This window comes from Methylobacterium sp. NFXW15 (genome assembly GCF_049887755.1).
Taxonomy (GTDB): Bacteria; Pseudomonadota; Alphaproteobacteria; order Rhizobiales; family Beijerinckiaceae; genus Methylobacterium.
The window spans coordinates 145,239-166,290 of record NZ_JAGEKG010000007.1 but is presented as its reverse complement, the minus strand read 5'-3'; the positions used below and the strand labels follow the sequence as shown (position 1 = coordinate 166,290).

Here is a 21,052-nt window from a genome sequence, read left to right as displayed (position 1 = left end):
CGCATCGCCCGCGTCATCACCGGGCCGAGGCGATGCCGTCTGCCGTGGTCGCAACACCGACGTTCTGGCGCAAGTCTGCCTCGCCGAGCGTCTTGAGCTCGATGCGCAGCAGCACCGTCTGGTTGCGCTCGCGAACACCCGTCGCCGTGGCGATGGGCGAGTTGATGTAGTTGAGCGTGACGGTGGTGCACTCGTCTTGATACCCGCCGCCGAAGCTTGCGCCCGCCATGTAGAACCGGCCGGGATTCTCGTAGAGCGGTCGCGCGCCGACCGGGTTGGCGAGGTAGCCCGCCAGCGCATCCGTGTAGGTGTTACGCACGTCGAGGTAGTGGGTCAGGTCGAGGAGCACCGAGCCCGAGACGAACCAGTTCGGTGTGATGCTGTAGGTCGCCGATGCGGTCACGCCCTCGCGATAGTGGCTGTAGCCGAGCAGCGGCTGCGCCTCGTAATACGAATAGAAGACCGAGGTCGTCAGCGGCACGAAGGGCGAGAAGCGGGCGGTCACGCCGGTCTCGAAGCGCGAGACGTGGAAGTCCGCTTGGTTGAACCGCGCCCGGGAGATGAACGTGATGTTCTGGTTCGGAGACAGCTGGAAGCGCCCGACATAATCGGAGAGCCGCTTGTCGAGACCCGATTCCAGGCCGGTATTCGCGAGATCGCCCCGGCGGAACGAGTTCACACCCGCAAGCTGGATGGACTCGCCGAACATTGCATTCGCGTACCAGCCCGACGGGGTGAAGATGGAATACTGCGCGCCGAGATTGGTGCGCACGCCGCCCTCGACCCGGTCGTAACCGGAGAACTTGTCCCACTCGAACAGCGACGTGTCGTCGAAGACGAGGCTCTGCGCGTCTTCGTTCGGCAGACGGCCGACCTTCGTCTCGGACGGGCGCACGAGAAGCTGGCCGATGGGCTCGATCGTATGGACGCCGAACCCGCCGAAATTCGCGACGAAAGGATAGCGGTAATCGACGCCGACCGTCGGCATGATGCGCCCGGACACGCCGTCATCGATCCGCGCCACGGAGGGGGCGAGGTCGTTCTGGTAGCCGGACAGGTTCGGATTCACGAAGAACGCGTCGCCGCGCAGCGACGCGAAGGGCGTGATCTTCTGCCCGTAATCGTCGATGAAGCTTCGCCGCCACGTCACCTGAGCCGAGGCCCGCGTGTTGTAGCCGGCGAGGCCCTGGATCAGGCACGATCCCCGGGCGAAGACCGCACAGGTTTGGTACAGCGGGAAGCTGATGCCGTTGATGCTCGGCGAGAACAGGTAGGCCGTGGTGCGCGGCAGGCCCTGGTACTGGGTCGTCTCGCGGTCCAGGCTCGTGATGTTGGTTTGCAGGCGCAACTCGCCGCCGATCTCGGACGGGGCGTTGATGCGCTTGTCGTAGTCGATCACCGGGGCGACGATCGGCTGCTGCTTCTGCCAGTCGAAGCTCGACAGGCCCTTGAAGTAGTAGCCACGCGCCTCGAACCACGAGCGGTCGCCCTGGCCGATCAGGTAGGCCGTCGACACCGCCTCACGGAAGAAGTCCGTCGTGATGGACTGGTTGCGGATGCGATAATTGTCGAGGAACCACTTGTCGGTGACGCCGACGACATCCCAGCCCGTGCGCCACCGCTCGTTGATGTAGAAGCGCCCCTGGCTCTCGATCGAGCCGCGGAAATCGCGCTCGCCCGCGCCCAGAGGACTCGGCAGGAAGGCCGAGGGGGTCGTCTGCGAGATGCCTGAAAGGCGTAGACTGTAGAAGCCATTATCCAGCCGGTGGCGGAACTCCGCCTGTCCCAGCACGCCCTGGCGGCTCAGGATGGTCGGCGTGATCGTCAGGTCGTAGTTCGGCGCGAGATTGACGAAGTACGGCAGGGACACACCCCGGCCGAGCGCCGTAGTCGAGATGAACCGCGGCGTCAGCAGGCCGGTCTTACGCCGCTCCGACGGATCGGGCGCCTCGAAATAGGGCAGGTAGACAACCGGGATGCCGGCGATCTCGAGGGTCGATTCCTCGAAATAGATCGTGTGCGTCTCGTTGTTGTGGATGATTTTCTGCGCACGGATCTGCCACAGGGGCGGCTTCTCCGGCGCGTCTTTGCACGGCTCGCAGGCGGTGTAGCTGCCGTATTCGAAAGAGGTCTGCTCACCGTTCACGCGCTCGCCGCGCGGCGCCGAGAAGCGAACCCGGATCGTCTCGTTCTTCCGCTCGACGGATTGCTGCACCCGGAGCGAATCGACGAAGCCGGTCTTGAAGTCGTCTGTGAGCTCCATGCGCTCGCCGGTCACGACGCCGCCATCGGCCTCCGTGAGGCGGACGTTGCCCTCCGCGAAGACGCGGCCGGTGCCGCGATCGTAGCGCACGCGGTCCGCCTGCAAGGTGCGGGGACCGTAATGCAATTCCGCATTGCCACGGGCGGTCACCGTGTTGCGGTCATTGTCGTAGATGAGCTCGTTCGCCTCGACGAGCAGCTTCTCGCCCGGCTTGCCCGGGGGCGCGGGGACGCCCTGCGCGTGCCCGATCGACACGGGCAGCACGGCGACCGTGAGAGCCGCCGTGAGACCGGCGCTCCTCAGGATGTCGGCGACCTTACGCAACGCCAGTCCCAACTCCTGTGACGACTTCCGCCACGACACTCACACTCGTCTCCCGACCCGCATGGGCCGCAGGCTTCAGCCGTCCTCTTGGTACAGAAGCGCGAGCGTACCGAGAAGACTTCCTACCACCGCCGGGAACCAAGCAGCCACAGGTGTTGCAACCAAACCCGAGGCGCCGAGCCCTTCCATGACCTGACGCACGACATAGAGCGTGAACCCTGCCGCAACGCCTCCGAGGACGAGTTTTCCGACACCACCAAAGCGGAAGAACCGTAACGAAACGGTTGCGGCGACCATGACCATCGCCACAAACAGAATCGGCCTCGCCCACAGCACATCGTACTGCAGGCGGTAGCGGGTCGCATCCAGCCCCGCCCGCTCCGTCTGTGCGATGGTGGCGGGCAGTTGCCAGAAGGGCACAGATTCCGCGCTGGTGAAGCGCTGCCGCACGCGCTCGGGCTGGAGGTTCGAGGCGATCAGATAGGTGCCGTAGCTCTCCGGCGGCTCGTCGGGCCGCAGGATCCGGGCGTCGGTCAGCTCCCAGAACCCGTCATGCAGGCTCGCCTGGGCTGCGACGATCTGCGACGTGAATTCCCCCCGTTCATCGAAGGTGAACACCCCCACGCCTGCGAGCGTCGTGGTGCCTTCTATGGCGGTCTCGGCCCGGATGATCGCCTCGCCGTCGAGACCCTTCTGCCGCAGCCACAGATCCTTGCCCGAAGAGGCCTTGGTCGACTTGGCGAAGATCTTGGCCTCGATCTCTGTGGATCGTTGCTTCAGCGTCGCCGAAACCGGGTTGTAGATGCCGACGGCCACCGCCCCCAGGGCGAGGGCAACGAAGATGCCCGGCTGCAGGAACTGCCAAGCCGAGATGCCGGCGGCGCGGGCCACCACCAGTTCGAGCTTGCGTGACAGTTGCAGCATGGCGGCCATGGAGCCGAACAGCACCGCGAAGGGCAGCACCCCCTCGGCGACGGTGGGTGTGCGGTAGAGCGAGAGCTGCGCCATCAGCCCCGCCGAGGCGCCCTGCGACTCGCCTGCCCGGCGCAGCAGCTCCACGAAGTCGAGGGTGTAGACCAGGGCGAAGACGGTGATGAACACGCCGAGCACGGTGCGTGCGAAGCGCGCGGCGAAGTAGCGGCCGAGAGTGGGTCCGATCAGCATGGCGGCACCGCTACTGTGCCGGAGCAAGGCGGGGCGGGCGCAACCGCGACCGGACGAAGCGCGCGATGCCCGCATTGAAGGCGCGGACGCGCGGGCCCTGGAATATCATGAGGCTCGACAGGACGATGGCGAGCAGCGGCGCGCCGTAGATCGCCGCGACGGCGCCAGAACTCCTGGTTGCAGCGCTCACCGCCGCGAAGCCGCCGATGCGCAAAGCCACCACGGCGACGATCGCCCCGGCGATGGCGAGACCCCGTCCCTGACGGGTCGTGCGCGGGTCGCCGAGGGCGGCGAAGGCGATGAAGACCAGGGCCAGGGGATAGAGCGCCGCCGAGAAGCGATCGTGAAGCTCGGCCCGGAAGCGGCCCTTTTGCAATTGGTAGTAGGTCTCGCTCCGGTCGGGGAAGAGCAGCTGCGAGGTCGAGCGCTCCCGCGGCTTGTAGATCGTGTCAGAGTCCGGCGGCGCGAAAGCGGCGAGGTCGATCGTGTAGCGGTCGAACTTCAGGATCGACGAATCGCGGCTGTCCTTTTGCTGCTGCAGCACGGTGCCGTGTTCGAGGATGAGGTAGCTCTGCCCGTCGATATCGACGGCATTGCCCTTGTCGGCGAGGTAGACCTTGGTCTTGCCCGCCTCGCGCCGGTCCTGAATGAACAGCCCTTCGAGCACCCCTCCAGGCCCGCGCTGACGGAAGTGGAAGGTGATGCCGTTGTCGAGCTGGGTGAACTGCCCCTCCTTCACCACGTTGGCGATGAAGTCGCCACGCACCCGCGTGATGACGTCACGCAGCTCCTGAAAGCTCGCGGGCATCACGACGAGAACGACCACGCCCACGAGAAAACTGACGCTGAGCGCCAGTGTCACGAAGGGGCGTAACAGGGAACGGGGCGGCATGCCCGCCGCCGACATCACGATGAGCTCGGAATCGCCATTCAGCTTGTTGAGGGCGTAGATCGACCCGATGAACAGGGCGACCGGAGCGATCACGACGATCAGTGTCGGCAACGACAGGGCGGTGACGAAGAGGAAGACGAGCAACGTCTGCCCCTTGGCGGTGACGAGGTCGAGCTCGCGCAACGCCTGAGTGACCCATATCGTCCCGGTCAGCCCGAGAAGACACGCGAGCGTGCCGCCGGCCGCGATCCGGAAGATGTAGCGTTCGACCTGCCTCATCGTCTGAGAGGCCTACTCCGTGGTTCGCTCCCCTGCCAGCGGCATGACGAGATAAGTGGGGCGATTCCAGGGCTCTCGCGCCGCGTTGCGTTCTTCGTCTCACAGGCTACACAGGGCGGATTGCGCATCGCGGCCGACGTTCCCCGGCCGAGGCGTCGGGATGGCGGCTCAAGCATGACGGACAAGATCGACATCGCCTTCGGGCCCCTCGGCCAAGGCGGCCAGGGCGACCTCGTGGTGTTCGTGGGCGACGACCTCGCGCTCGGCTCCCCGGCGCGGGATGCCCTCGGCGGGGCGGGCACGGACCTCGTCGCCAAGGCGGCGGGTTCGGAGAAGTTCAAGGGACGCTCGCTCTCGGCGCTCATTCTCCCCGCCCCGGCGGGCGTCTCGGCGGATCGCCTCGTGGTCGTCGGTCTCGGCAGCGAATCGGATCGCGGCAAGCTCGATTGGCCCGCCCTCGGCGGCTTCACCGCTGCGAAAGTGTCCGGCCGCACCGCGCGGATCATCCTCGATCTGCCGGGTGTAGTGACGGGGCCTGAGCAGGCAGCCTCCTTCGCGCTCGGCGCACGGCTGCGGAACTACACGTTCGACCGCTACAAGACGAAGAAGAAGCCCGATGCCGAGGACAAGGCCGGCACGAGCCTGACCATCCTGGCCGCCGACCATGCCGCGGCCTCCCGCGAAGCCGAGGCCGCACGCGGCCTCGCCGACAGCGTCATCCTCGCCCGCGACCTCGTGAACGAGCCGCCGAACGTTCTCTTCCCCGAAGAATTCGCCAACCGTGCCAATGCGCTGAGCAAGCTCGGCGTCGAGGTCGAGATCCTCGATCTCGCCAAGCTCAAGGCGCTTGGCATGGGCGCACTGCTCGCCGTGGCCCAGGGCTCTGTGCGCGAGCCGCGCGTCGTCATCATGCGCTGGAACGGCGGCGTCTCCGGCGAGGCGCCGGTCGCCTTCATCGGGAAGGGGGTAGTGTTCGATTCGGGCGGCGTGTCGATCAAGCCCGGTGCAGGCATGGAAGACATGAAGGGCGATATGGGCGGCGCGGCCGCCGTCGTCGGCGCCATGCATGCGTTGGCTTCCCGCAAGGCCCGCTGCAACGTGGTCGGCGCCATTGGCCTCGTGGAGAACATGCCCGACGGCGGCTCATACCGCCCGTCCGACATCCTGACGTCCATGTCCGGCCAGACCATCGAGGTGATCAATACCGACGCCGAGGGCCGCCTCGTCCTCGCGGACGTGATCACCCACATCGTCCGCTCGGCCAAGCCGAAGGCGATGGTGGACCTCGCTACCCTTACGGGCGCGATCATCGTGGCGCTCGGCCAGGACATCGCCGGAATGTTCTCGAACGACGACACGCTCGCGGAAAACATTCGTGCGGCGGGCGAGGCGACGGGTGAGGCCGTGTGGCGGATGCCGCTGATCCCCGCCTACGACAAGGCGATCGACTCGAAGTTCGCGGATATGAAGAACACCGGCGGGCGCCATGGCGGCGCGGCGACGGCGGCCTCCTTCATCAAGCGCTACGTCGAGGACACCCCCTGGGCGCATCTCGACATCGCGGGCGTGGCCATGTCCTCGACCTCGAACGAGATCAACAAGAGCTGGGGCGCGGGCTGGGGCGTCCGCCTGCTCGACCGGCTGATCCGCGATCATTACGAGGCGCGCTGAGCCCCTCGGAGCACGTACGGTGGCGGGCGACGCCTTCCTCGACGTCATCGGGTCGCGCTACGCGCCCGTTCGGATGCCTGCGCCTCGCCGCGCGGCCCCGGACGGGGCGTGGGCGGGTCGCGCCATCGAGGCCTTCGCACCGGCCGTCGCCGTGCTCCTCGCCCTGGCCCTCGTAGCGGTGAGCGGCCTGAGTCGCCGCTCGGGCGTACCGGACTTTCTCGAGCCCTACGCCTACGGCTACTTCATCGATCGCTATCCGCTCTTCGTCTTCGCACTGATCTACGGTGCGGCGAGAATCATCGCCGCCTGCGCCGCGCCCGGCTTGGGCGGTTCGGTGCGGCGAACCGTCTTCGCCTTGGCGGGGGTCGTCATTCTCGGCCTGGCCGGGCTCTACCCGACCATCGGTGGCCTGATCCTGCGCGGCGGCTATGCCACCGGCGGCATGGCCTTCCTCACGGGTCAGCCGCTCTGGCTTGCCTACGCGCTCGGGGCGGCCGTTCCGGCGATGATGCTCGGTGGCATCGTCGGGCTAACAATCATCGCGGCGAACCGGTCTCTCCGGCCGCGCTGGAGACGGGTCGGCTGGGGCGCCCTGTCATTCCTGTGCGTGTGGTTCGGCGCGGCGATGATCGGCCTCGCACATCAGGTCAGCTTCGGCCCGTGGCCGGCGCGGGCCATGACGGGCCGTGAGGCCGGGGTCGCCGCGGGACTCCTGCTTATCGCGATGGCGCCGCACAGCCTCCTCGTTGCGTTACGCCGCCGCCGTGCTGTCGCCTGAGCCTGCCTTGCGTACGCCATCCGCTTCGCCCAAAGTTTAAGGTGAGGGGGCGGGATTGACGGCCGGAAGAGCCGCACCTGCGGGAGAAACGCCAATGAATGCCAGCGTGACCATGAACCGCGACGCGGTCGGCGCGCCGGGCGGGTCGGCCACGCGGCCATGGCTTGCCGCCTATCCGCCGGGTGTCCCGGGGGATATCGATGTCGCGGGTCTGAAGACCCTTACCGAGCTATACACCCACAGCATCACGGCCTTCGCGGACCGGACCGCCGTAACCTGCTTCGGCTCGGACATGACCTATGCCGAGCTCGGTCGGCAGGCTCGCGCGCTTGCGGCCAGCCTCCAGGCGGACGGCCTCGCCAAGGGTGACCGGGTGGCGATCATGCTGCCCAACGTACCGTCCTATCCGGTGGCGATCGTCGCCGTGCATCTCGCCGGGGCGGTCGTGGTGAACATGAACCCGCTCTACACGAGCCGCGAGATGGCGGCGCAGGTTCAGGACTCAGGTGCCCGTGTCCTCATCGTGTTGGAGAACTTCGCCCATACGGTCGCGGGTGCGCTGAACGAGATCGACCTCCGTCGCGTGTTGATTGCCGGTCCGGGCGACGGGCTCGGCCTGAAGGGCCAAGCCATCAATCTCGCGAGCCGTCACCTGCGCAAGGCGGTGCCGCCCTATACCCTGCCCCCTGGGCTCGCGATCCGCTTTGCCGATGCGTTGAAGACCAAAACCGCGCCCCGGCCCGTGCCGGTCGCCCCGGACGATCTCGCCTTTCTGCAATATACCGGCGGCACCACAGGTGTCGCCAAGGCGGCCATGCTGACGCATCGCAACGTCGCGGCCAATGTCGAGCAGAGCGTCACGTGGTTCGACGCGATGGACACGAACCGCGTTCGGGTGATGGTGACGGCGCTGCCGCTCTATCACATCTTCGCCCTCACGGCCTGCTTCCTGTTCTCGGTGAGGATCGGCGGAAGTTGCCTGCTGATCCCGAACCCGCGCGATTGCGACGGCTTCGTGAAGACCCTGTCTCGCGCACGCTTCACCAGCATCGCGGGGGTGAACACCTTGTTCAACATGCTGGTGAACCATCCGAAGATCGGTACGGTGGATTTCTCCCACCTCGACTTCGTCATCGGCGGGGGCACCGCCGTGCAGAGCGCCGTGGCCACGCGATGGAAGGCCCTGACGGGGCGGGCGATCATCGAGGGCTATGGCCTGTCCGAGACCTCGCCCGTGCTCTGCGCCAATCCGAACACGCTGGATGAGTTCAGCGGCACGATCGGCTTCCCGCTGCCGTCGACGATCGTTTCGATCCGCGACGAGGAGGGGCGCCCTGTCCCGCCCGGCGAGCGGGGCGAGCTCTGCGCTCAGGGTCCGCAGGTCATGCGCGGCTATTGGAATCGCCCGGATGAGACCGCGCGGGCCATGACGGCGGACGGCTATTTCCGCACCGGCGACGTGGCCGTGATGAGCGAGGGCGGCGAGGTGAAGATCGTCGACCGCCTGAAAGACATGATCCTCGTCTCGGGCTTCAACGTCTATCCGAACGAGGTCGAGGACGTGATGGCCTCGCATCCTGGCGTGCTCGAATGCGCGGTGGTGGGCTCACCCCATGCCGAGACCGGCGAGATGGTCGTCGCGCACGTGGTGCTGAAGGATCAGACCGTCACGACTGACGATCTGCGCAGCTACGCCCGCACGCAACTCACCGGATACAAGGTGCCGCGCACCGTGGTGCTGCACGAGGCCTTGCCGAAGACGAATGTCGGCAAAGTGCTGCGGCGGGTGCTACGCGACGATACCCCGGCGGCCTGACGCGCGACGTAACCTCGCGGCCCATCTCGCCGAATGGTGAGGTGGGTCGGCTTGCCCGTACGGCGATCCAGCCCGATCTCTTGTCGGTCACGAGCGAGGAGACGGCCATGCTGATCAGGCGCAATCGCGGTTGGGAGATCCCCGAGAGCCAGGCGACGCCTGAATCGATTTTTCTCAACCGTCGCAGCCTCATCGGCGGCGCGGCCGGTCTCGCGGCAGGATCGCTGATCGGCGGCGGCGCGCGGGCGGCGGGGGAGGGCGGTCTCTACCCCGCGCCGCGAAACGAGGCCTACACGCTCGACCGCGCTCTGACGCCTGAGAAATTCAGCGGCGACTACAACAACTTCTACGAATTCGGCATGTCCAAGACGGTGCTGCCCGCCGCCAACGCGCTCAAGACCTCTCCCTGGACCGTGAAAATCGACGGGCTGGTGGAGAAGCCGTTCGAGATCGGCGTCGATGACCTGATCAAGAAAATCGGGCTGGAAGAGCGCCTCTATCGCCACCGCTGCGTCGAGGCGTGGTCGATGGCCGTGCCGTGGACGGGCTTTCCGCTGTCCAAGCTCGTAGCCCTCGCGAAGCCGAGTTCCGGCGCGAAATACGTGCGCTTCGAGACCTTCATGGACAAGGCGACTGCACCGGGGCAGCGGGTGTTCTATTACCCCTGGCCGTATATCGAGGGCCTGACGATGGCCGAGGCGGGCAACGATCTGCCCTTCGTCGTCACCGGCATCTACGGCAAGCCCCTGCCGAACCAGTTCGGCGCGCCGATCCGCATCGCCGTGCCGTGGAAATATGGCTTCAAATCCGCGAAATCGATCGTGAAGGTCTCCTTCACCGCCGAGCGGCCCAAGACGTTCTGGGAGGGGCTACAGGCTTCCGAATACGGCTTCTGGGCCAACGTTAACCCGGCCGTGCCGCACCCCCGCTGGAGCCAAGCGAGCGAGCGGGTGCTCGGGACCGACCAGCGCGTGCCGACTTTGATCTACAACGGCTATGGCGAGCAGGTCGCCGGGCTCTACAAGGGTCTCGAGGGCGAGCGGCTCTTCCTCTGACCGCCCGCCCCGAAAGCTCACATTTCGAGGCAGATCTTCCCGAAATGCGCGTTGCTCTCCTGGTGGCGGAAGGCATCCACCAGGGCGTCGAGGGGATAACGGCTATCGACCACCGGCTTCATGCCGTTGGCGTCGATGGCCCGCACCATATCCATCTGCTGGCGGCGACTGCCGACGAGAACACCCTGGAGGCGCAACTGCTTCACAAGGGCGGGCACCACCTGCAGCGAGCCCGAGACGCCGGTCAGAATGCCGATCACCGAGACATGGCCGCCGACGCGTGCGGCCTCCATCGATTGCTCCAGCGTTCCCGGCCCACCGACCTCGATGACGTGATCGACACCCCGTCCGCCAGTCAGCTTGCGGGCGGTTTCCCCCCAGGTGGGATCGTCGCGATAGTTGATGAGGTGATCGGCACCGAGCGCCTGCAAGCGGGACAGCTTCTCGCCGGACGATGAGGTCGCGATCACCGTCGCCCCGGCCATCTTAGCGAATTGCAGGGCGAAGACTGAGACGCCGCCCGAGCCCTGCACCAGCACCGTGTCGCCCGCCTTGACCTTTCCGTCCTCATGGAGCGCACGCCATGCGGTGAGCCCCGCCGTCGTCAGCGTCGCCGCTTCGGCATAGTCCCATCCGGCGGGAGCGAGGGTGAAGGCGGTGGCGGGCGCCGTGATCGCCTCGCGGGCATAACCATCGACGCCATCCCCCGGCACGGTCGCGAAACCCAGCACCTCCGGCTGGCCATCGAGCCAGGTCGGGAAGAAGGTGCTGACAACCCTATCGCCAACCGTGAATTCGGCGACACCCGGTCCCACTGCCGTGACATCGCCCGCACCATCGGACATGGGAATACGGTCCTCGGGCGGACCCCACATGCCGCTCACGACAGCATAATCGTGGTAGTTCAGCGAACTTGCCCGCAACCGCACGGTGATCTCGCCGAACCCCGGTTCCGGCACCGGACGCTCGGCCATCGCGACCCGTTCGAAGCCGCCACCCGCTCCGACGACGATCACCTTCGTCATCATACTCAAAGCCGCCTCCCGCCAGTTTGCTGGGCTAGGATCTAGTGCATCCGCCGCGCCAGGGGATGCTGCACGAAAGGCCTAGGCTGCCGGAGGCGCAACGTTCAGTTGCGTGGTTATGGTTAAGCGACCTGGAGTTGCAACGGCTGAAGAGCCGTTGCACCCATGCGCTCAATAGGTCCAGCGCTGCGCCTTCTGTACGAGAAAGTCGCGGAAGGCCTGCACACGCGCCACCGAACGCATTTCTTCGGCATAGACGAGGTAACTCTCGAGCGACGGCATCTCGGTCTCGCGCAAAACCTGCACGAGGGTGTCGTCGCCATCGACGGCGTAATCGGGAAGGATGCCGATGCCGGCGCCTGCCTCCATCGCACGTTGCAGCGCGCCGATGTTGTTGACCGTGAGATGCACGGGCCGCCGCTCGCGGCCCTCACGACCTGCATCGGCCAGCCAATGCGCTGCGAGCAGGTAGGACGGCTCGTTGCCGCCGAAGGACACGATGCGGTGCTCGTCCAGTTCCTCGACGGTCTTCGGCTCCCCGAACCGCTTCACGTAATCCTGGCTGGCGAAGGCATGGTAATGCACCGTGAAGAGCCGCCGCTGAATCAGGTCCGGTTGAGCCGGGCGGCGCATGCGAATGGCCACATCGGCCTCGCGCATGGCGAGATCGAGTTCCTCGTTGGTGAGGATCATTTCGATCCGGACATCGGGATAAAGATCGAGGAACTCGCCGACCCGCTGCGACAACCACGAGACGCCGAGCCCCACGGTGGTGGTCACCTTGAGATCGCCGGTCGGTCGCTCCGAGGTTTCCACGAGACGCGCCCGCGTGTTTTCCAGGCGGAGCTTCATGTCCTTGGCGGCGCGGAACAGGAGGTCGCCCTGTTCGGTCAGGATCAGGCCGCGCGCGTGCCGGTGAAACAGCGGCGCCTTCAGTTCGCGCTCGAGGGCGCTGATCTGGCGGCTCACCGCTGATTGACTGAGGCCGATATCGTCTCCGGCTTTGGTGAAGCTCCCCGCCTCAGCGACGTTGAGGAAAATCCGGATCTTATCCCAATCCAACGCGAGAACTCCCGCTCCCGCCGCACGGCCCGGTCCATTGGAAGACCGCTGCCCTACGGCACCTGCCGTCGCAACGTGAGACGCTTCCGCCTCAGGGCCGACATCCACGCCACGGTGCCATGCGATATACGCATTCCTTGACGGAGAATAGACCTATGCGCCCGGCGCGGGCCTCATTGGCCCGACAACCGGTGCATAAGCTTGCGGAAAGCAGGGGTGCGTTGGCCGCTACTCGGCGGCTGCGCGTGCCGGACTCTCGCCGATCTCGAGATTGGCGAGGTACTTCTCGGCTTCGAGCGCGGCCATACAGCCCATACCTGCGGCGGTAATCGCCTGGCGATACACGTCATCCGTGACATCGCCCGCCGCGAATACGCCGGGGATCTCCGTCTCAGCCGTGCCCGGCTTCACCGAGAGATATCCGCCGTTCCGGAAGGGGAGCTGGCCTTCGAAGATCGCCGTCGCGGGCTGGTGGCCGATCGCCACGAATACGCCGTCGGTCTGCACTTCGCTGATCTCGCTGGTGCGGGTGTCCTTCAGGCGCACATGGGTGACGGTCGGCGCGGGCTTCTCGTTGCCGCAGATCTCTTCGATCTCCTTATGCCAAAGCACCTCGACATTCGGGTGTTTGAAAAGGCGCTCCTGAAGAATGCGCTCGGCGCGGAACTGATCGCGGCGATGCACCACCGTGACCTTCTTGGCGATGTTGGCGAGGTAGAGCGCCTCCTCGACGGCAGTGTTGCCGCCGCCGACCACCACGACCTCCCGGCCGCGGTAGAAGAACCCGTCGCAGGTCGCGCAGGCGGAGACGCCGCCCGCCTGGAACTTCGCCTCGGAGGGCAGGCCGAGCCACTTGGCCTGGGCGCCCGTGGCGATGATCAGCGCATCGCAAGAATACGTCTCACCGGAATCGGCCTCGAGCCGGAATGGCCGTGTCTTGAGATCGACCTTGGTGATGTACTCAGACAGGATCGTCGTGCCGACATGCTCGGCCTGAAGACGCATCTGCTCCATCAGCCAAGGGCCCTGGATCGCTTCTGCGAAGCCAGGATAATTCTCGACATCGGTCGTGATCATCAGCTGGCCGCCGGGCTGGAAGCCGGAGATCAGCAGCGGCTTCACCATGGCGCGAGCGGCGTAGATCGCGGCGGTGTAGCCTGCCGGGCCGGAGCCGACGATGATGAGCTTTGCGTGGGTGTGGGCCATCGGTCTTGAAACTCTTCGTCTTCCGGTCAACCGGATCGCGCTCGCGTTAGTCCCGAGAGCGGTGACGCTCAATATAGGCGTCAGCGAGCGCCTGCGCGATCACCGGTGTCGCGTCTATCGGTTGATACTTTAAATCGATGAGGCGACCCTCGAACGAGGCGAGCGCCCCGAACTGCGCCAGCGCCGCGTACATCGCCCGGTGGCGGGGAGGGGTCCCGGCGATCTCGGCCAGTAGGACCGGCGCCCCCGTCGCGACCGCTTCGCTCACCATGTTCACGGAATCGGATGTAACGACGATCGTCTCCGCCAGAGCGAGCAGGGCAAGGTAGGGGTTCTCGCCCATGCCATCCCAGAAGAAGCCCCCTGTCCGCGTCGCGAGCGCATGAGCCGCGTCGCGCAACGGTGCAGGCGTGCGTCGAGACGCCGTGACCATCAGGGCGCAACCTGACTCTGCGAGATCGCTCAGGCCATCGATCAGCCGCGAGACCTCGGCCTCGGAGAAGGTGAGGTGGCGGCTGTCGCCGCCGAGCAGGACCGCGACGCGCGTCCCACGAAGCTGCGCGAGCCGCGGATCGAGAACCGTGCGCGCCGCCGCGAGGCGAGACGGGGAGATACGATGCGGCGACGTGACGGTCGCGAAGACGTTCGTCCCCCGCAGAGCATCGTGCTTGGGGACCCAGATGAAATCCGCCGTCCCAGGTCCCGTACGCGGATCCTTCAGAAAGGCCGTGAAGCCGACACCGAGCCTGCGGCAGGCCCGCAGATACGGCACGGCCCGGCGTCCGGAGGCGATGGCGAGGGCGGGGAGGGCGCCATGCAGCGCGCCGCCTTTCCGGCGCGGCCCCTGACGCGGGTCGGTAGGCCCCCACGGCGCAAACCACCCGAACGGGCCCGAGGCCGGGACGCGGCGGAGCGAAACCTCAAGCCCCAGCGCGTCGGCAATCCCAAGGCACTGGTTCTCGTCGCCCGCCTTACCATCCGTCACGATCCAGGCGCGGAGGCCGGCAAGGCCCGTCATCGGGCCTCTAGTCCCGAGGCAGGTCGCGGGCGAGCCATTGGGCGTAGATGTCGGCGATGACCGAAATCCTGCGGCGCTCGCTGTCGGGATCGTACCACGCACCACCATAGCTCGATGGCGTCGCCGTCATCTGGTGATGGCGCCCGAGCACCTCGCCCTTGCGCCCCACCAAGAGCGCATCGCCCACAAGGTAATCGTTCTGCGAGCCGCTGGAACCGAGGCGCCCACCACCGCTGCCGACGTAGTCGCGCAAGGACAGGTCGGTGATCACGACGATCAGACGGGGCCCGTTTCCGCCAATCCGATCCGCCATTGTCTTGCGGAGGGCCGCCGTGAGGTCGGCAGCCATCGCTTCGGCCGGGAGCCCGCCGCCCTTCGCGAGCAAGGGGCTCGCATCCACCCGGACATCGGAGAACGACGGTGTCGGCGGAAAATCTCCCGCCGACGCCGTGCCCGCGAGGCCGAGCAGCGCAGAAAGCCCCGCGATCAACCGTGCCGCCACGGCCATCGCCTTAGCCGCCGAACCGGATCTCGACCACTTCGTAGGACTTGCCGCCGCCCGGGGTCGTCACCTCGACGGTGTCGCCAACGGCCTTGCCGATGAGGGCACGGGCGATCGGAGAACCGATCGACACGCGGCCCGAGCGGACATCCGCCTCAGGTTCGCCGACGATCTGGTAGGTCTTCTCCTCCTCCGTGTCCTCGTCCACGAGCTTCACGGTGGCGCCGAAGATGATCTTGCTGCCGGAAAGCTTGGCGACGTCGATCACCTCGGCCCGGGCGATCATGCTTTCCAACTCCATCACCCGCCCCTCGTTATGGGACTGGGCCTCCTTGGCGGCGTGATACTCGGCATTCTCGGACAGATCACCGAGCGCGCGAGCTTCGGCGATCGCCTGGATGATGCGCTGACGCTCGACCTGCTGCCGGTGCTTCAGCTCTTCTTCGAGAGCCGCATAGCCGCGGGTCGTAATCGGAACCTTGTCTATGCTCATCGTCTCGCGCCACAATGAAGAAGCCCGGCCGGGAGCGGGTCACTCCCTCCGGGCCCTGAAAGTCTTACCGCGCCCTGCAACTTCAGGCCGCGAAATATTCCTGCAATGCCCGCACCGTGAGATCGCCTTCGAGATAGGCCTTGATCCCTTCGGCTGCCGCCATCGCGCCGGCTAGAGTGGTGTAGTACGGCACCTTATGCAAGAGGGCCGCGCGGCGGAGCGAGCGAGAGTCCGACAGCGCGCCAGCACCTTCGGTGGTGTTGAACACGAGCTGGATCTCACCGTTCTTGATCGCGTCGACCACGTGCGGCCGCCCTTCCAGGACCTTGTTGATCCTCTCGGATTTCAGGCCCTGCTCCACCAGATAGCGCTGCGTTCCCCCGGTGGCGAGGATGGTGAAGCCGAGTTCGGACAGAAGCTTCATGGCGGGGAGGATGCGCGCCTTGTCGTCATCCCGCACCGACACGAAGACCGCTCCCGCGCGCGGCACTTGGTTACCCGCACCGAGCTGGCTCTTGGCGAAGGCCACGCCGAAGCCCGCATCGAGGCCGATCACCTCGCCGGTCGAACGCATCTCCGGGCCGAGCAGCACGTCGACGCCGGGGAAGCGGGCGAAGGGGAACACCGCTTCCTTCACAGCGATATGCGGCAGTGTCTTCTTCGTTAGGCCGAACGGCCCGAGCTTTTCGCCAGCCATGACGCGAGCGGCGATCTTCGCGATGGGCTCGCCGATCACCTTCGCAACGAACGGCACCGTGCGCGACGCACGGGGGTTCACCTCAAGGACGTAGATCGTGCCGTCCTTGATCGCGTACTGCACGTTCATCAAGCCGCCGACCTTCAGGGCCAGCGCCATGGCCGTGGTCTGCCGCTCCAACTCGGCGATGATCTCGGGCGAGAGCGAGCGCGGCGGCAGGGAGCAAGCCGAGTCGCCGGAATGGATGCCGGCTTCCTCGATGTGCTCCATGATCCCGGCGATATAGACCGTCTCACCGTCGCAGACGGCGTCAACGTCCACCTCGACCGCGTCCGACAGGTAGCGGTCGAACAGCAGCGGGTTCTTGCCGAGCACCGTGTTGATCTGCCCCGTCTTGTCGTTCGGGTAGCGGGCCACGACGTCGGACGGGATCAAGCTCGGCAGAGTGCCCAGCAGGTAATCGGCGAACTGGGTCTCGTCGCGAATGATCGCCATGGCGCGTCCGCCGAGCACGTAGCTCGGACGCACCACGAAGGGCAGACCGAGCTCGGCGGCGACGAGGCGGCTTTGCTCGACGGAATAGGCAATGCCGTTCTTCGGCTGCTTCATCCCGAGTTTGTCGAGAAGGCGCTTGAACTGGTCGCGGTCCTCGGCGAGGTCGATCGCATCCGGCGAGGTGCCGAGGATCGGGATCCCAGCCGCTTCGAGAGCGCGGGCGAGCTTCAGCGGCGTCTGACCACCGAACTGCACGATGACGCCGTGAAGCGTCCCGGCCTGCTTCTCGGTTTCGAGGATTTCGAGAACGTCCTCGGCCGTCAGCGGCTCGAAGTAGAGACGATCCGACGTGTCGTAATCGGTCGAGACCGTCTCCGGGTTGCAGTTGACCATGATGGTCTCGAAGCCTGCGTCGCCCAGGGCGAAACAGGCGTGGCAGCAGCAGTAGTCGAACTCGATGCCCTGGCCGATCCGGTTCGGCCCGCCGCCGAGGATCACGACCTTCTTGCGGTCGCTCGGCTCGGCCTCGTCCACCACGGTGCCGGCGAAGGGGGCCACATAGGTCGAGTACATGTAGGCGGTCGGCGACTTGAACTCGGCCGCGCAGGTGTCGATCCGCTTGAAGACCGGCCGCACGCCGAGCGACCGGCGCTTCTCGCGCACCTCGGTCTCTTCCAACTTGGCGAGCACCGCGAGGCGCGCGTCCGAGAAGCCCGCCGCCTTGAGCTGGCGGAAGGCGCCCGCCGTGGTCGGCAAGCCATGGGCCTTCACCCGCTGCTCCAGGTCCACGATGGCCTGAAGCTGCTCCAGGAACCACGGGTCGATCTTGCAGGAGGCGTGGACCTCCTCGTGGCTCACGCCGAGACGCAAAGCCTGGGCGACCTGAAGCAGGCGGTCCGGGGTGGGCGTGCCCAGAGCCGCCTTGATCGCGTTACGGTCATCGCCCTTGCCCAGCCCCTCGATCTCGATCTCATCGAGGCCGGTGAGCCCGGTTTCCAGGGAGCGCAGGGCCTTCTGCAGCGATTCGGCGAAACAGCGGCCGATGGCCATGGCCTCCCCCACCGACTTCATGGCGGTGGTGAGCGTCGGCTCGGCGCCGGGGAACTTCTCGAAGGCGAAGCGCGGGATCTTGGTGACGACGTAGTCGATCGTCGGCTCGAACGAGGCCGGGGTCGCGCCGCCCGTGATGTCGTTGGCGATCTCGTCGAGTGTGTAACCCACGGCGAGCTTGGCCGCGACCTTGGCGATGGGGAAGCCGGTGGCCTTGGACGCCAGCGCCGAAGAGCGCGATACGCGTGGGTTCATCTCGATTACGATCATCCGCCCGTTCTCGGGGTTGATCGCGAACTGCACGTTGGAGCCGCCGGTCTCGACGCCGATCTCGCGAAGCACCGCGAGGGAGGCATCGCGCATCACCTGATACTCCTTGTCGGTGAGCGTCAGGGCCGGGGCGACGGTGATCGAATCACCGGTATGGACGCCCATCGGGTCGATGTTCTCGATGGAGCAGACGATGATGCAGTTGTCGTTCTTATCGCGAACGACCTCCATCTCGTACTCTTTCCAGCCGAGCACGCTCTCCTCGATCAGCACCTCGTTGGTCGGGGAGGCGTCGATGCCGCGCTCCACGATGTCGAGGAACTCTTCGCGGTTGTAGGCGATGCCGCCGCCCGTGCCGCCCATGGTGAAGGACGGCCGGATGATGGCGGGCAGGCCGACCTCGGCCAACGCGATCAGCGCCTGACCGAGCGCGTGCTCGCCGTAGCGCTTACGCCGCTCGGACTCGCCCGCCAGCCACTTCTTCTCGAACGCCGCAAGGGCCGCGTTGCGGGCTTCCGTCTCGGTGTTGGCGGCCTCGATGCGGGCGATCTCGGCGAGGTACTTCTCGCGGTCGGCCTTCTTGGCGGCCGACGCGTTGGCCAGTGCCGATTTCGGCGTGTCGAGACCGATCTTGGTCATCGCGTCGCGGAAGAGCGAGCGATCCTCGGCCTTGTCGATGGCCTCGGCGGTCGCGCCGATCATCTGCACGCCGTACTTGGCGAGCACGCCCATCTTCTGCAGCGACAGGGCGCAGTTCAGCGCCGTCTGGCCACCCATGGTGGGGAGAATGGCGTCGGGCCGCTCTTTCTCGATGATCTTCGCGACGATCTCCGGCGTGATCGGCTCGACATAGGTCGCGTCGGCCATGTCCGGATCGGTCATGATCGTCGCGGGATTCGAGTTCACGAGCACGATGCGATAGCCCTCCTCGCGGAGGGCCTTGCAGGCCTGGGTGCCGGAATAGTCGAATTCGCAGGCCTGTCCGATGATGATCGGCCCCGCCCCGACGATCAGGATCGAGGAGATATCGGTGCGTTTGGGCATCGGACGCCTTGGTACAGGCACGCGCGCCCTATCGTCGGGCAGGGGCCCACGACCGGACGCACGGCGGGATTGTCGTTGAGCCCTGCGTTTACACGTGGGTTCACGCCCGAGACAAGGGCGCCGAGCACCTCATCGCAAGGGCAATGCCGTGCCGCCTCGGTCAGGACGCCGCAGACAGGACCGTCACAGCCCGGTCGATCGAGAGGTAGAACACCCCGAAGGCCACCACGGCCGCCGCCGCGAACTCGACCGCGACGTTCGACAGGGTCTGTGCCCGGCGCAGGCTCTCGCGGCCGACCACGATGGAGATCCAGGCGAGCGCCAGCACGGCGGGCATGGCGAAGAGGTAGGAGACGGTGCTCTCAACGCGGTCGAGGCCCCCGGTCGGATCGATCAGCGCGCGGATGTTGCGCACCCACGGCGCATAGGCTGCGACATACAGCGCCGTCACCCAGGACAAGGCGGTCGCCATTCCGAGATGGAACGCGAAAGCCTTGTGCAGGCGAGAGAAATCGTCGTGCGCCGGGTTGGCGATCATCCGAGGGTCCCCATCGTAGCCGGGGCGGGCGCCAGCGCGCCGCCGTCTCGTTTCGTTGGCTGGGGATAAGCCCTGGGAATTCGCGGATTTTGTGACCCCGGTGGGGCGGTCTCGGGATCGGACAAGGGGCGGATGGGGGAATCACCCCCATCCGTATGCTGAAAGTAAGATCAGGGCTGCGCAACTTCCGGCTTGCCCGAGCGCATCAGCGACACGAAGCGCTCGAACAGGTAGTGGCTGTCGCGCGGGCCAGGCGAGGCCTCCGGATGGTGCTGCACCGAGAAGGCCGGGCGGTCGGTCAGTGACAGGCCGCAATTCGAGCCGTCGAACAGCGAGACGTGAGTCTCGACCGCCGATGCGGGCAGGCTCGCCGGATCCACCGCGAAACCGTGGTTCATGGACACGATCTCGACCTTGCCGGTGGTCTTGTCCTTCACCGGATGGTTCGCGCCATGGTGGCCCTGGCCCATCTTCACCGTGCGCCCACCCAGGGCGAGACCCATCAGCTGGTGCCCGAGGCAGATACCGAAGGTCGGCACTTTCTCTTCCAGCAGCTTACGGATCACCGGGACCGCGTATTCGCCGGTCGCCGCCGGGTCGCCGGGGCCGTTCGAAAGAAACACACCGTCCGGCTTCATCGCCAGGATGTCTTCGGCGCTGGTGGTGGCAGGCACGACGGTGACATCGCAACCCGCTTCGGCCAGCAGCCTCAGGATGTTGCGCTTCACGCCATAATCGATCGCCACGACCTTGAGGCCCGCGCCCGGTGCCCGCTTGCCGTAACCGCCACCGAGGGCCCAGACGGTCTCGGACCACTCCGTCCGCTCGCGGCTCGTGACCGGTGGCACGAGGTCCAGCCCTTCCATCGGGGCGAGGGCGGCCGCGCGGGCCTTCAGAGCCTCGCGATCGAACCGGCCCTCCGGATCGTTGGCAATGACGGCGTTCGGCATGCCCTTGTCGCGGATCAGCGCCGTCAGTGCACGGGTATCGACGCCGGTGATGCCGACGATGCCCCGCGCCTTCAGCCAGCCATCGAGATGCGAAGAGGAGCGCCAATTGGACGGCTTCGTCACCGCCGCCGCGATCACCGCGCCGCGCACACCGGAGGCTGGGGCGGCGTCGAGGCTTTCGAGATCCTCGTCGTTCGTGCCCACATTGCCGATATGCGGGAAGGTGAAGGTGACGATCTGGCCCGCATAGGACGGATCGGTCAGGATCTCCTGATACCCGGTCATGGCGGTGTTGAAGCAAACCTCGCCGTCGGCGACACCGGTTTGACCGATGCCGAACCCTTCGAGGATGGTGCCGTCCGCAAGCACCAGAAGGGCAGTGGCGACAGGGTCCGACCAGGGCGAAGGCTCGGGCGTGGGGTGCGCGGACGCGCCGTCGTCTTGCAGCATCGGGACCTTC

The 21,052-nt window shown here is 66.4% G+C and carries 16 protein-coding genes; 4 read left to right on the top strand and 12 right to left on the bottom strand.

The genetic code is table 11. The features are described from left to right. Window positions 1-16: 16 nt before the first annotated feature. From J4O73_RS17115 to lptF, 3 genes are all read right to left on the bottom strand, one after another. The gene (locus tag J4O73_RS17115) at window positions 17-2,587 is read right to left on the bottom strand and encodes an LPS-assembly protein LptD (RefSeq protein WP_426219222.1); all 2,571 of its coding nucleotides are present in this window, start codon (window positions 2,585-2,587) and stop codon (window positions 17-19) included. A 75-nt stretch (window positions 2,588-2,662) separates the two neighbouring features. After that, window positions 2,663-3,751 (bottom strand): LPS export ABC transporter permease LptG, encoded by a 1,089-nt coding sequence (lptG, locus tag J4O73_RS17110; RefSeq protein ID WP_426219221.1) that lies wholly within the window; start codon window positions 3,749-3,751, stop codon window positions 2,663-2,665. 10 nt (window positions 3,752-3,761) lie between these two features. Beyond that, complete coding sequence (gene lptF, locus J4O73_RS17105) at window positions 3,762-4,922, bottom strand: LPS export ABC transporter permease LptF (RefSeq protein ID WP_426219219.1); 1,161 nt, start codon at window positions 4,920-4,922, stop codon at window positions 3,762-3,764. A gap of 174 nt (window positions 4,923-5,096) precedes the next feature. Between lptF and J4O73_RS17100 the strand changes: the two genes are divergently transcribed. From J4O73_RS17100 to msrP, 4 genes are all read left to right on the top strand, one after another. Then, window positions 5,097-6,593: a leucyl aminopeptidase gene (locus tag J4O73_RS17100; RefSeq protein ID WP_426219217.1), complete on the top strand. Its 1,497-nt coding sequence runs from the start codon at window positions 5,097-5,099 to the stop codon at window positions 6,591-6,593. Between the two features lie 19 nt (window positions 6,594-6,612). Continuing rightward, window positions 6,613-7,371, top strand: a complete 759-nt coding sequence (locus J4O73_RS17095; RefSeq protein WP_426219215.1) for a hypothetical protein — start codon at window positions 6,613-6,615, stop codon at window positions 7,369-7,371. Window positions 7,372-7,465: 94 nt separating this feature from the next. After that, window positions 7,466-9,187, top strand: a complete 1,722-nt coding sequence (locus J4O73_RS17090; protein ID WP_426219213.1) for an AMP-binding protein — start codon at window positions 7,466-7,468, stop codon at window positions 9,185-9,187. A 107-nt stretch (window positions 9,188-9,294) separates the two neighbouring features. Next, window positions 9,295-10,242: a protein-methionine-sulfoxide reductase catalytic subunit MsrP gene (gene msrP / locus J4O73_RS17085; protein ID WP_426219211.1), complete on the top strand. Its 948-nt coding sequence runs from the start codon at window positions 9,295-9,297 to the stop codon at window positions 10,240-10,242. A 17-nt stretch (window positions 10,243-10,259) separates the two neighbouring features. Here the strand turns inward: msrP and J4O73_RS17080 are convergent, their stop codons facing one another. The 9 genes from J4O73_RS17080 to carA all read right to left on the bottom strand — a co-directional run bounded on the left by J4O73_RS17080 (window position 10,260) and on the right by carA (window position 21,042). Continuing rightward, window positions 10,260-11,267 carry a zinc-dependent alcohol dehydrogenase family protein gene (locus tag J4O73_RS17080; protein ID WP_426219408.1) on the bottom strand — a complete coding sequence of 336 codons (1,008 nt, stop codon included), beginning with the start codon at window positions 11,265-11,267 and terminating at the stop codon, window positions 10,260-10,262. Between the two features lie 171 nt (window positions 11,268-11,438). Continuing rightward, a complete protein-coding gene (locus J4O73_RS17075) occupies window positions 11,439-12,329 on the bottom strand; it encodes a LysR family transcriptional regulator (protein WP_378974589.1) in 891 nt (296 codons plus the stop codon). A gap of 228 nt (window positions 12,330-12,557) precedes the next feature. Further along, on the bottom strand, window positions 12,558-13,535 hold the full coding sequence (gene trxB / locus J4O73_RS17070; protein ID WP_426219209.1) for a thioredoxin-disulfide reductase: 978 nt from the start codon (window positions 13,533-13,535) through the stop codon (window positions 12,558-12,560). A gap of 46 nt (window positions 13,536-13,581) precedes the next feature. Then, window positions 13,582-14,553 carry a mitochondrial fission ELM1 family protein gene (locus J4O73_RS17065; protein WP_426219207.1) on the bottom strand — a complete coding sequence of 324 codons (972 nt, stop codon included), beginning with the start codon at window positions 14,551-14,553 and terminating at the stop codon, window positions 13,582-13,584. 7 nt (window positions 14,554-14,560) lie between these two features. Further along, window positions 14,561-15,061, bottom strand: coding sequence for a hypothetical protein (locus tag J4O73_RS17060; protein WP_426219205.1), 501 nt, complete (start codon window positions 15,059-15,061; stop codon window positions 14,561-14,563). 4 nt (window positions 15,062-15,065) lie between these two features. Next, the gene (gene greA, locus J4O73_RS17055; protein ID WP_243954114.1) at window positions 15,066-15,542 is read right to left on the bottom strand and encodes a transcription elongation factor GreA; all 477 of its coding nucleotides are present in this window, start codon (window positions 15,540-15,542) and stop codon (window positions 15,066-15,068) included. Window positions 15,543-15,630: 88 nt separating this feature from the next. Further along, window positions 15,631-19,104 (bottom strand): carbamoyl-phosphate synthase large subunit, encoded by a 3,474-nt coding sequence (gene carB, locus J4O73_RS17050; RefSeq protein WP_426219203.1) that lies wholly within the window; start codon window positions 19,102-19,104, stop codon window positions 15,631-15,633. A 160-nt stretch (window positions 19,105-19,264) separates the two neighbouring features. Next, window positions 19,265-19,642, bottom strand: coding sequence for a hypothetical protein (locus J4O73_RS17045; RefSeq protein ID WP_426219201.1), 378 nt, complete (start codon window positions 19,640-19,642; stop codon window positions 19,265-19,267). Between the two features lie 170 nt (window positions 19,643-19,812). Continuing rightward, on the bottom strand, window positions 19,813-21,042 hold the full coding sequence (carA, locus tag J4O73_RS17040; protein ID WP_426219200.1) for a glutamine-hydrolyzing carbamoyl-phosphate synthase small subunit: 1,230 nt from the start codon (window positions 21,040-21,042) through the stop codon (window positions 19,813-19,815). Between the last annotated feature and the right edge of the window lie 10 nt (window positions 21,043-21,052).

Coding starts and splice junctions, on each gene's coding strand:
- J4O73_RS17080 (WP_426219408.1), bottom strand. CDS start 11,267: ATGACGAAGGTGATCGTCGTCGGAGCGGGTGGCGGCTTCGAACGGGTC.
- msrP (WP_426219211.1), top strand. CDS start 9,295: ATGCTGATCAGGCGCAATCGCGGTTGGGAGATCCCCGAGAGCCAGGCG.
- J4O73_RS17065 (WP_426219207.1), bottom strand. CDS start 14,553: ATGACGGGCCTTGCCGGCCTCCGCGCCTGGATCGTGACGGATGGTAAG.
- J4O73_RS17060 (WP_426219205.1), bottom strand. CDS start 15,061: ATGGCCGTGGCGGCACGGTTGATCGCGGGGCTTTCTGCGCTGCTCGGC.
- J4O73_RS17100 (WP_426219217.1), top strand. CDS start 5,097: ATGACGGACAAGATCGACATCGCCTTCGGGCCCCTCGGCCAAGGCGGC.
- J4O73_RS17045 (WP_426219201.1), bottom strand. CDS start 19,642: ATGATCGCCAACCCGGCGCACGACGATTTCTCTCGCCTGCACAAGGCT.
- lptF (WP_426219219.1), bottom strand. CDS start 4,922: ATGAGGCAGGTCGAACGCTACATCTTCCGGATCGCGGCCGGCGGCACG.
- carB (WP_426219203.1), bottom strand. CDS start 19,104: ATGCCCAAACGCACCGATATCTCCTCGATCCTGATCGTCGGGGCGGGG.
- lptG (WP_426219221.1), bottom strand. CDS start 3,751: ATGCTGATCGGACCCACTCTCGGCCGCTACTTCGCCGCGCGCTTCGCA.
- carA (WP_426219200.1), bottom strand. CDS start 21,042: ATGCTGCAAGACGACGGCGCGTCCGCGCACCCCACGCCCGAGCCTTCG.
- trxB (WP_426219209.1), bottom strand. CDS start 13,535: ATGGCCCACACCCACGCAAAGCTCATCATCGTCGGCTCCGGCCCGGCA.
- J4O73_RS17090 (WP_426219213.1), top strand. CDS start 7,466: ATGAATGCCAGCGTGACCATGAACCGCGACGCGGTCGGCGCGCCGGGC.